Source organism: Pectinatus sottacetonis (assembly GCF_015732155.1).
GTDB classification, from domain to species: Bacteria; Bacillota; Negativicutes; order Selenomonadales; family Selenomonadaceae; genus Pectinatus; species Pectinatus sottacetonis.
The window spans coordinates 2,019,684-2,031,777 of the sequence record NZ_WIQK01000001.1 but is presented as its reverse complement, the minus strand read 5'-3'; the positions used below and the strand labels follow the sequence as shown (position 1 = coordinate 2,031,777).

The following is a 12,094-nucleotide window of genomic DNA, read 5'->3' as shown; positions in this document are numbered from 1 at the left end:
CATAATATTTTTCTTATACAAATAGCTCTCAAAAGTTTTCCAATAATATTGGAGCTTTATTTATATCTAAAATAAAAAAATATGCAATGATGTATTTTTCTGCATCACTGCATATCTTTTTACTATATTATGATAATTAATCTTCTTATGTTTGTCAATATGGAAACTAAAAATAATATAATTTAATCTATACTTACCGTTTTAAATGCTATTTTATCACCACGATGTTTAGATATAGAATACTCAAATGGTTTACCGTCATCCAAAAATGCTACCTGCTCTATCTGCAGTAAGGGCAACAGTCCTTCTATATTTAAATATTTTTTCTCATCGTCTGTGGGCATTACAGCACAAATTCTTCTATGGGCCGACTGAATATTAAGTTTTAAATCATTTTGTATATAATTATAAATAGATTTTTTTAAAATGCTCTTTTTTATACCAGGAATAATCTTGACAGGCATATTCATGTACTCAATAACTATTGGATCAGCAGCAGCATAACGCACGCGGACAATATCATAAACAAGGTCTTCTGTCTTCAGCAGCAGTTTCACGGCAATTTTTTCTGTAGGATGAACTATGGCAAATCTTATGATCTTAGCTGTTACTTTTTGTCCATGATAACTTTCGGTAAAACCTTCCAGCTGCCTGGACATACTCAGGGCTTTCATGTCCCTATCTTCTACTGATTTTACAAAAGTTCCTGAACCACGTCTTTTAACAATAAGACCTTGATTGACTAATTCATCTACTGCACGCTTAACGGTAATACGGCTTACTCCATAATGTTCGCACATTTCTTTTTCCAGCGATATCTGTTTACCCGGTTCATATTCTCCTGTAGCAATTTTTTTACGAAGATCATTCGCAATCTGTTGGTATTTAACCATTGTTATTCCCCTCTGTTTTAACCGTCATTTGAAAAGATCAATATAACAATAGCGTAATTTTACAATATCTTTTTTTATAACAGTAGGATAAATTTTATTTTATGCTGTCTAAAAGCACCGGTTTCAATTGGTCAGCCAAACATTGATAACCTTTTTCCGTTAAATGCAGACCATCTGTTGTAAAGTCTTTATAAATACCCTTATTATTTTCATCCCAAAAGGCTTTATAAGTGTGTACTATTTTTACATTAGTAAATTGTTTGGTCAGCTCCTGATATTCTCTGTTTAATAAACAGATGTTTCCATTGGATCGCATATATTTACCGGCAAATTTTCCTTCTCTATGTTCATCACAAGGCAGAGTTTCCATTAGCAAAAGCTTTACTCCCGGTAAATTCTTTGTAATTAGCTCAATAATTATTTTAACATTGCATGCTATCTGGCGTGGACTTCTGGCATCAGTATTGGATAAATCATTAGTTCCCATAAGCATTACTACTACGGAAGGCTTGTATTTAATAACGGCTTCATCACATATCCAGCGAAGCGATTCGGAAGTTGCTCCACAGATACCGCAGTTATATTTATTTACTATTTCCGGGTAATAGGTTTTTATAGGATTCCATTCAGTAATAGAATCGCCAAAAAAAACTACTCCATGCGGCTGGGCTGTTTTATTTCCTGCTATTATTTTCTGCATTGTATTGACCATATAATCACGCAATTGATAATAGCAGGGATTATATTTCATATCTTCTCGCATAACAATCATCTCATTTTAATAAAATATATCCATATATTTATATTATTTTATTTTTTATTTCATTATATAAATATCAGTTATTCTTCTTTATCGTATTATAAAATTAAATATATCTTTTGTCAATAAAATGACATGTCTTTTATTTATATTAATATTATTTATATTAATATTACTTATATTCATATTAATGTTTACGAAAAAAAACTACAGTACGAAGTGATGCCACTTTATGCTGTAGTTTCCTTATTTTTGACCTAATAAATACAATGTATACTTACTACTTTATACTCACTGTCTTAAAAGCAATCCTATCACCCCTGTGTCGGGAAACAGAATATTCAAACGGTCTTCCATCATCGAAAAAAGCAACCTGTGAAACTTCTAATAATGGTAAAACTTCTTTAATGTCGAGATACTTTTTTTCCAGCGGTGTAGGCATAACAGCACGAATTGTCCGATGGGCTGACTGAATCTTAAAATGAAGTTTATCTTGAATATAAGAATAAATAGACGATTCAAGATGTTCTTTTTTTAATCCCACTATTAATTGTATAGGCATCTTTGTATATTCAACAACTATTGGTTTATCATCAGAAGATCTGGCGCGTATTATATCATATACAAAGTCTTCTGTAGTAATCTGCAATTTAGCAGCAACTTCCTCTGTTGGATGTCCTATTTCAAATTTAACTATAACGGTACCAATCTTATGGCCCCGATTTGTTTCAGAAAATCCGGTAAATTGACGAGCCATACTTAATTCTTTAATATCATTTTCATCTTCAATAGATTTTACAAATGTACCTGAACCACGTCTTTTTACTACCAGTCCCAAATTTACCAATTCATCCACAGCTCGTTTAATAGTGATTCTGCTTACGCCATAATCATCACACATTTCTTTTTCCAGTGCCAGCTGTTCTCCTGGCATATATTTTCCATCTGTTATCTTTTTTCGAATATCATCAGCTATTTTTTGATATTTAACCACAATGCTCTCACCTCATCTTTACTATATTATTATAACTTAATTTATATTGATATAACAACATTATTTATTTGTCATATCTATCTTAATAAAAAATTGTACCCAATAAAATCATTGTTATGATAATGGTTTTATTGGGTACATTACATAATATTTCCCAAAAGGTATTGGATAAATAATAGGCTTTATTTTACGGCTCTTATATCGTCAAAATACATAGTGGATTCAACTGGGCTATCTCCCAACGAATTACAATAAATTGCAAAATGTTGTATATTTGTTTTGTCAAATTGTCCATTTTGTTTTCCTTTAAACTGGCTGAATGGTATTGTTACCAGCGTAGGCTTTGTCGTTTTTGTCAATGCAGAAAGACTAACTTCAAAATCTTCACCATTTGTATTTATCTGAATAATAAAATTCTGTCCTTTTCCATCAGGAGCTATCCAAAATTGGACAGCATTATAATTTGACCAATCTACTCCCTTCATATTTTTTATAATACCAGCATAACTGCCTTTAGCTATTTTATAATTAAAGGCAAGACCTGCATTACCATTTTTATGCTGCACCGCTGCATCTGCCAAAGCAGGACGTACGCTTGACCCCGGTCCACTATTTGTAGAATAAGCAGCCTGCAGTAATCCATTGTCACCATAATAACTTTCAAAGTTATCTACTAATGAAATATCTATTGGTGGTTTAGGAATATTGAATAATACTTTTACGCTGTCAACAGGTTTACTATTAACAAGCAGCTGAATACTTCCCATTGTTCTGCCTATCTTGCTGAGTTCACTTTTAGTTATATCTGCATTATAAATGCCATCAGTGGTTTTTACAGCCTGAACTGTATCAATTACCGAGCCATCAGCTTTTTTGTAAACAAAACTAACTTTATTTACATTGCCTGAAATATGCGCTTTTAATATTTCGGGTTTACAAATTCTTTCATATGAGTTTGGGGTTGTAATGTAACCATAAATACTTTGAGCCGGTTGTTCTTCTATTTTTAGCGTTCTATAATCCGGCATCTGGGATGCGAATATTGACTGTGGTTTATTATAAAAATCAACAAACTGGTTCACCATTTCATGACCGCGTTTAGGACCCACCATATAAGGCTGATCAAAATTTGTTTCGTCAAAATTCGACCATGTCATAAAATAGGCCATGCCGCTTTGGGAAATATTTTTAAGCACCTCGTCAAACCAATCTAGTCGCTTATTTCCTGTTTTTGCCATGGCACTATTGCCTACAAGTATTCCCACTTCTGAAACAGCTGGCACTTTATTATGATTCTTGGCAAATTGTCGTACTACATTCATAGTGGCATCCAGCGAATTCATCCAATTGTCTTTTTTTAGTGGGTCTTTGTGATACATATCGAATGCCGTAATATCCACAAAAGCATCGCCTGGATATCGTGTCATATAATCAGCTTCGCTCGTAATAGGTCCACCTGGCGAATAAACATATAAAAAGTTATGCAGTCCCTTTTTGTCGCGTAAATATTCTTCGGTATAACGAAACAGATTTTTATACTGACTGGGTGAACAAAATGCTGCTCCCCACCAAAACCAGCTGCCATTACATTCATGGAAAGGCCTAAACAATACAGGAATATCCGCATTTTGAAGTCTGCTTCCATATTGCGCTATCATATCAAGATAACCATTATAGACAGAATTCAGATCGCCTCCTGGCAATATTCGGGAAACCACATCACCTGTTGTCACATTAGGAGAATAACCGGAATAGTCATATTTACCATTAATTTTACCCTTTTTGGCTACTTCCGCAAAATTAGGCATATGACATGACAATGTAATAACTGCGCCCTTTTGATTAGCTTTTATACTTATAGCAACAGCCTTATCCATAAGTGTCAGGCCTGCTGCTTTCTCAGCATCAGTAAGAGAAAGTTCACTGCCGGTCAATGCCAACCCATCTATTCCAACAACTGCGGGATAATCATTGACTATATCATATGTATCCGAATCACTTGGTCCTCTGCCTGCTTTCTTATGCATATCATTCTGATGACCATATAAAACTTTATCTGAAGTAGCAATTCCTTTTAGATAAGCATATAGCTGTGCTGCCCGTTTATCTGCTCGTCCGTCAGCAAGGTTGACTTTTGCTGGAATGTCCAGCTGTGCAAACTCTACTTTACTTTGTGGTCTGACGATAGCTGTTTTATTAACATATCCGTCTTTTATTTTTTCATGCGAGAAAGAAATATTTTTTAAAAAAAGATCACCTTTATAACTCGTATTGCAGCCAACTATACTCATTTCCATATAAGTAATTTTCGCATCTGCCATTGCAAACGGGATATGAACAGTTATTTTTTTTAAGTCAGTTCCTGGTACAGATTTAGCTGCGGCCATATTAATATCTACATATTTATTTACTATTTCTTTACCCGCATCTGATTTCATATAGAGCTTTGTTTTAAAAGTTCCTTCTGTCATTGCCTGAGGATTAAAATAGAGATCATAGGAAAATACGTTATATCCATTTAATATGAACGGGGTGCTACTGCTTATATCATTAGTCTTTAGCTTTACCTCACTCCAGCTTTTACCAGACTGCTCCGAATAATCAATACTAAGTTTTGCCGATCCACCAGCGGTTTTGGCATATTCTAAAGTTGGTGTCCCATTATAATCCCATTTTCCACTATAATTCCATAAACCAATACTGTGTGAAAAATCCCATGTTTTAGGAGAAATACCAGCTGCCTGAACAATGTTTGGTTCCATAAAATCTGTTGGTAAAATACTATTTACAGCTGGCAATCCGTTCCATAGAAAACTTGTAGATAATGTCAGTGGTAAGATTTTTCTCAATAATTTTTTCTTCATATTATTTTTGACCTAATGTAATATTATCTATATATACATCGCCTTTATAATTTGTAAAACTTCCTACAATACTTATTTCAAGATCGACGGCATCTGCTGTTACTGCGCTAAAGGGAACTTTTACTTTTACTTTTTTTAAGTTTGTTCCCGGAACATCTATACCAGAAGCTGTATCAATATCAGGGCATACATTTACTACTTCCTGTCCATTTGACGATTTAATATACAGTTTAGTTTTAAAAGATCCTACGACTAATTTTGCTGGATTATAGTAGAAGTCATATGTCAGATAATTACAATTATCTAGTTTTAACGGCGTAGCTGTATTTACAGCTCCATCTGAAATTTTGACTTCACTCCAGCTTTCTTTTGATTTTTGGGAAAAGTCAACTGATACCTTTATTGCTCCCTGTCCAATAGAGGTATCATAAGTTACTGCAGGTTTTCCATCATAATTCCAAAGTCCATTAAATTTCCATGCACCCATTCCCTGTGCAAAATCCCATGTAACAGGAGTAGTATTTGCAGCTGCCGAAACAGGAACAGCCATAATCCCGCCAAGCAAAAATGCTGCTGAAAGTGTCAGCGGCACAAATTTTTTCAATATTTTTTTCTTATTCATATACACCAGTCTTTCTATATGTTTATTTTAAATATTCCTAATATTCTTTTATTATAAATAATAATTATCTCATTACAGACTAGCGGTCATACCACCATAGTATAGTGAATATTATGGTGGTCGTATTCCACTGATCTTAAACAATTTTTTAAAAGAGGAGTGAGACTGCTGCAATAAATACTTCAATAAAGTATTTATTGTAACAGCCTCGATTATAAGGATAAAACTGAAATTTATTTATTAATAATGTTTGGCTGCGGCATTTGACGATAGTTGGTTATTCCATCGGCAAATATCGAATCCTTTTCATTATAATAATCTATAAAGTCATTAATCATTTCATGGCCGCGGGTCTTGCTTACCATATATGGTTCAAAAAAATTATGTGGTTCACGTTCAAAGTTGGACCATACCATAAAATATGGCATATCCGTTTTTCCAACCATCTTAGAAATTTGACTGAACCATGTTTTATTCTTGTTATCAGCTACAGCCAGACTGCCACCATCACGAATACCTACTTCTGTCAAAGCCGGGATCTTATGATGAAGCTTTGCTACAGTGCCAACTACTTTCAATGTATCTGCAAAATCTTTGAACCATGGATCATCTTTAGTCCCCCCGGGAGGATTGTCATCATAAGTATCTACACCCATAATATCCACATATCTATCACCGGGATATCTGTCAAGATATGCTGCATTAGTGTGGAACGGTCCATTTGGCGAAATAGCATAAAGGAAATTATGCACATGCTTGACATCACGAAAATATTTAACTGTATACCGATAGAGGTTAATAAATTCATCTGCTGTACAATGTTTTGCTCCCCAATAGAACCAAAAACCATTATGTTCGTGAAGCGGACGATATATAACAGGAACACCTGCTTTTTCCAGTTTCGCAGCAAAATCAGCTATCAAATCAAGATATCCTGTATATACATCATTTAAATCGCCTCCCGGTACAATGCGTTTTACTACATTACCAGTAAAGACATTTGGTGAATAACCAATATAGTCATATTTACCATTTTTCATACCACGTTTTTTTACCAAATCAAAGTTAGGCATATGCATGGATAATGTTATTATAGCACCTTGTTTTGATGCTTTAATGGCTATATCAGCTAATTTATCAACGTAAGTAATTCCTTTAGCTTTTTCTTCTTTAGTCAGGTTTAATTCTGAACCGGTAAGGGAAAGTGCATCCATTCCTACTATTCCTGATAAAGAACCGGTAATGTCTTTTGTATCAGAATTAGTTCCACTGTCAACAAGAAACATTTTATGATGTGCATCGTTTTGATGTCCATAAATCACATAATCGGTTTTTCCCAATGCTGCAAGATATTCATAAAGACCTACTGTTTCAGATGTAGCATTCGGATCAGTCAAAATAATTGTCTTGGGTGCTTTTGCTGCAAGTTCTTTAACGGTCGGTGTTTGTGCCTTGGCTTTAGCATTATCCGGTACAGCTGTTTTATCTACATAAATTTTACTGTTAGGATCTTTCCACGCTGAATCATCAGCTTTTGCCGCAAAAGCTGCAGTTGTAGATACTGCACTAATAAGTGCGCACATCGCAGCTGTTTTCAATAACATTTTTATCTTCACGATTTGATCCCCTCTTTTTCATCATTAATTAAAATCCATTTTGCGCAGCAACCTTCTTTATCCAATAACCGGATTTTTTTATAGTCTTTATCTGTGTTGCAAGGTCTACTGCAATATATCCATATCTATTCTTATAAGCATTTGACCATGACCAGCAATCTATAGGAGTCCATGCATGAAAACCAAAGCAGTTTGAACCTTCTTCAATAGCTTTGTGAAGCCATGAAAGATGCTCTTCATAAAAGTCTATACGATATTGGTCATCAATACTGCCGTCTTCTTTTATATATTTTTCTTCGCCTTCTACTCCCATTCCATTTTCAGAAAGATACCATGAAATATTATTATAGTTATCACGAATGTTAATAGCTATATCATAAATTGCCTGAGGATATATTTCCCATCCGCGGTAAGGGTTCATACGGCAGCCCGGCAGTTTATAGTCATCAAAATATTTATCAGGCATCCAGCCTTTTGATTCATCAAAAGGCTCTTCTTTAGCTTTGGCACGACGCGGCTGATAATAATTTACTCCCAGAAAATCAACTGTATTGTCATGTATTGTTTTCAATTCTTCATCAGTTGATTCCCATAAAACATTATCTTTTTTTAATGTTTCAACTAGTGATTCAGTAAATTTGCCTTTTACTGCTGTATCTAAAAAGGAACGATTGAAGAAATCTTCTACAAAATTAGCTGCTTTAACATCTTTTTCTTCCTGCGAACGTGGATATGAAGGTGTAAGATTGAGAACAATACCTATTTCTCCGCCATTTTGGGCACACACACTTTTATGAAAAACTTCTATTACTTTAGCTGATGCTAAATTGAGGTTATATAATACTTGTACAGCTTTTTTGCCATCAACGAGTTTAGGATAATGAAATTGATAGAGGTATTCCCCTTCAACGATAACCATTGGTTCGTTAAAGGTAACCCAATGTTTCACTCTATCGCCAAAAAGTTCAAAACATTTTTTAGCAAAAAGTACAAACATATCAACAACTTTTTTCGATTCCCAGCCGCCATATTTTTTATAAAGTTCTACTGGCAAGTCAAAATGATGCAGATTCATTACTGGTAAAATACCCTGCTTTAAAAACTCATCAATTACCTTATTGTAAAAACATACTGCGTCTTCATCAACTTCTGCTGTTTCAAAATCCTTGATAAGGCGTGTCCACTGGATAGATGTGCGAACAGAATTCAATCCAATCTGTTTCATCATACTGATGTCTTCTTTATAACTGTTATAGAAATTAGAAGCTACATTCGGTCCTACGCGATTAAAAAAATCCTGTGGCTCTGTGTCATACCAATAATCAAAAACATTATCATTTTTCTTATAAAAACGTCCTTCTGACTGCGGACCTGAAGTTGCTGCTCCCCACCAAAATTTTGCCGGAAATTTATATTTCAAATTCATTTCACGTATCCTTTCTTTCCCTCTTCTTCTGTCAAATGCAACAAGCTGCAAAGCAATAAACTATCTTATTTGTTGTTCTTACACATAGTTTCATACATACTTACCATTAACTGTCCCATATCACGTACGACTAAAGCTGACATAAAATGATCTTGTGCATGTATTAACAATATTGATTTTTCTACTTCTTTACCATCACATTCGGCGGACATCAAGGCTGTCTGGATATTATGTGCTTCGCCTATTTCTTTTCCTGCATCTTCAATTTTTTTACGAGCTGCATCAACATCACCGGTTTTCAATAAATCCTTCACGGCTTCCATTACCATTGATCTGCCTGTACCTGCATGCAATATGAGCTGCATTGATTGTTCTGTTACTTTTTCATCCATTTATAAAACTCTCCTATCATTAATTTTTTTGCAATACAAGACATATTTCCTAAATAGGAGCTTTTTATTCCTACTGAATATGACTATTCATCTTTTGGTTAACGTTTTAATAGCTTAATATATTTTATATAATATTAAATAACTGAATTTTACAAAAACAATAAAAGATTGAAAATTACTTTATATTATTTTCTTTACTTTAATTTAATATATCTGGTTATTCCTCAGCCTCTTCAGCATCTTTTATCCTGTTTGAGGCAATTACAAACGGGGCATAAATACATACATCCATTGCCAGCCATACCAACTGCAATATTCCTCCGGCTATTGAACCTGTTCCTATTGTCGCGCAGAAAAACATTGGCATTGTCCATGGTACAACATATTTAAATATCGGTACCAGCCCTGATGATATGGCCAGCCAGCCTACTACGGTATTTGCCAATGGAGCCAGTATATACGGTACAAGAAGTATTGGATTCAATACTATTGGAATACCAAAAGCTAATGGTTCCTGTATATTAAACAGCATGGCCGGTGCTCCTAGTTTTGCTACGGCTCTCCAACTGTCTTTCTTGGAAAACAGAAAGATTGCTATTACTAATCCCATTACATGCATTAATCCTGCTTCAAAAAAACCATTACTGAAAATATATGATGCACTTCCTGCCTGGTTTGCTAACTGAGCCGGCATATACACAGTGTTTTGAATTGCTGCTGTTACATTATGTCCATGAATACCAAACCACCAGAAGAACCATACTATAAACTGATATAATAAAGAGAATCCTAAACCTTGCGAGAATCCCATCAGTGGTGCCTGTATTATTTTATATATAAGGTCATTCAATGGTGGAACATCATACCATGATAAAATCGCGGCAAATATTGCAAATCCACCTAATGTTATCAATACTGGTACTAATACTGCAAATGACTGAGAAACTGCCGGTGGTACTGTATCTGGCATATTTATGCGAATTTTTTTATTCTTGGATAGTTTTACAAATACCCATGATGCTACTGTTGCTACTATAAGTGCTGATAGTACACCTTTGTTGCCAAAATAATCAAGACTAAATCCGCCTGTTTTTCCTACTTGCTGTGGTGTTACTATTAGGAATGACGCTATACCAGCCAATGCTGTAGAAAATTTATCTCCGCCCCATATACCACCTAAACGATAAGAAAAAGCGGCTACTAATAATAATGAAAACACACCAAAGCCTATTGTTACAACTAAATTACATAGTCCCTGGATACTTTTTAACTTTGCCACAAAAGCAGATGCCAGATATGCATCTCCCGTCAAGCCCGTCATTTTAGCACCAAGGCCTAAACCTTTAGCCCCCATTATTGTCCCTGTAGGGTCAATTACCACCCATTCTATGATACCGAAAAACGATCCTACTATCATAAAAGGTAATATCATTGAGAATGAATCTCTCATAGCCAAAAGATATTTGTTACTTGATATCTTCGCTGCTATTGGCATCAGTATTTTTTCAAAAGCCGATACTACTGTTCCGCTCATTGTTTCCTATTCCCCCTATTATTTTTTTACAAGTTTTAATGCTTTTTCTAATACCTTTTTCCCGTTGATCATACCATAATCTCTCATATCTATTACTTCTACCGGGCATTTTCCATTTACTATTTTCTTTACATCGTCAAGCATATGGCGGATCTGAGGTCCTAATAAAACTACATCTGCCGTAGCTACTTTTTCATCTAATATTTCTACTGAAAAAGCTTCTACATGCACATCTGATAAATTTTGTTTTGCAACTTCATCCTGCATCTTCTTAACTAAAATTGATGTTGACATTCCTGCATTACAAACTAAATAAATATTCATATTATGTCCTCCTGTATATTGTTTAATTATTTCCTTCTTTCTCGTATTATAAAATTAAATATATCTTTTGTCAATAAAATGATATATCATTTTATATATTTTTTTTATTTTTTTTTAAAAAAGTAATTTATTTTAATATATAAAGTATAGTCATATTTTATATATGTTATAATACAAATAAAAGACGCCAGACTAATTTCTTAGTATGACGTCTTTTATTTGTATTATAATATTTATCTATTTAGTACAGGGTTTCAGCATAATTATAATAAACAGAAAATATGCTATTCCTTTACTTTTACATTCCAAACTAAAAGTGCTAATAAACAAGACAATACACACCATAAACATTTGCAATGAAGGACTAAGAATATTAAACATAACAGCGTAATAACATATATAAGAACCGTAGGAACTACGGGGATAGCCTGTGGAGATAATATAAGACGTGCTTTTGGCGCAACTATCTGTGAAGCAAGAACCCCGCGACTTTAGTCGTGGGAGGTTCAGTAAAACAAGTCACACTATAGGTTGTTCCAGCACTATAAGCAGCATTTCCTATATAACTTAATTTCATCATAATAAAGCACTCCTTTTAATATAAATGGTTTTATTTATAAACTTATTTTCTAAGTGAAACTATAAGGGGCTGTGAAATAAAGTCCCAAT

General features: G+C 34.1%; 10 protein-coding genes. All 10 read right to left on the bottom strand.

Annotated elements, in window-relative coordinates; translation table 11 throughout:
• Positions 1-182: 182 nt before the first annotated feature.
• The 10 genes from I6760_RS09505 to I6760_RS09460 all read right to left on the bottom strand — a co-directional run bounded on the left by I6760_RS09505 (position 183) and on the right by I6760_RS09460 (position 11,425).
• On the bottom strand, positions 183-893 hold the full coding sequence (locus I6760_RS09505; RefSeq protein ID WP_196594202.1) for a GntR family transcriptional regulator: 711 nt from the start codon (positions 891-893) through the stop codon (positions 183-185).
• Between the two features lie 94 nt (positions 894-987).
• Positions 988-1,656, bottom strand: a complete 669-nt coding sequence (locus I6760_RS09500; protein WP_196594201.1) for a GDSL-type esterase/lipase family protein — start codon at positions 1,654-1,656, stop codon at positions 988-990.
• Between the two features lie 277 nt (positions 1,657-1,933).
• Positions 1,934-2,647, bottom strand: coding sequence for a GntR family transcriptional regulator (locus tag I6760_RS09495; RefSeq protein WP_196594200.1), 714 nt, complete (start codon positions 2,645-2,647; stop codon positions 1,934-1,936).
• 182 nt (positions 2,648-2,829) lie between these two features.
• Positions 2,830-5,511 carry a glycosyl hydrolase gene (locus tag I6760_RS09490; RefSeq protein WP_196594199.1) on the bottom strand — a complete coding sequence of 894 codons (2,682 nt, stop codon included), beginning with the start codon at positions 5,509-5,511 and terminating at the stop codon, positions 2,830-2,832.
• Position 5,512: 1 nt separating this feature from the next.
• Complete coding sequence (locus I6760_RS09485) at positions 5,513-6,115, bottom strand: hypothetical protein (protein WP_231036214.1); 603 nt, start codon at positions 6,113-6,115, stop codon at positions 5,513-5,515.
• Between the two features lie 251 nt (positions 6,116-6,366).
• The gene (locus tag I6760_RS09480) at positions 6,367-7,749 is read right to left on the bottom strand and encodes a glycoside hydrolase family 26 protein (RefSeq protein ID WP_330997960.1); all 1,383 of its coding nucleotides are present in this window, start codon (positions 7,747-7,749) and stop codon (positions 6,367-6,369) included.
• A 28-nt stretch (positions 7,750-7,777) separates the two neighbouring features.
• Positions 7,778-9,226, bottom strand: coding sequence for a glycoside hydrolase family 1 protein (locus tag I6760_RS09475; RefSeq protein ID WP_269140278.1), 1,449 nt, complete (start codon positions 9,224-9,226; stop codon positions 7,778-7,780).
• A 14-nt stretch (positions 9,227-9,240) separates the two neighbouring features.
• A complete protein-coding gene (locus I6760_RS09470) occupies positions 9,241-9,567 on the bottom strand; it encodes a PTS lactose/cellobiose transporter subunit IIA (protein ID WP_196594197.1) in 327 nt (108 codons plus the stop codon).
• Positions 9,568-9,784: 217 nt separating this feature from the next.
• On the bottom strand, positions 9,785-11,101 hold the full coding sequence (locus I6760_RS09465; protein WP_196594196.1) for a PTS sugar transporter subunit IIC: 1,317 nt from the start codon (positions 11,099-11,101) through the stop codon (positions 9,785-9,787).
• Positions 11,102-11,119: 18 nt separating this feature from the next.
• Positions 11,120-11,425 (bottom strand): PTS sugar transporter subunit IIB, encoded by a 306-nt coding sequence (locus I6760_RS09460; RefSeq protein ID WP_196594195.1) that lies wholly within the window; start codon positions 11,423-11,425, stop codon positions 11,120-11,122.
• Between the last annotated feature and the right edge of the window lie 669 nt (positions 11,426-12,094).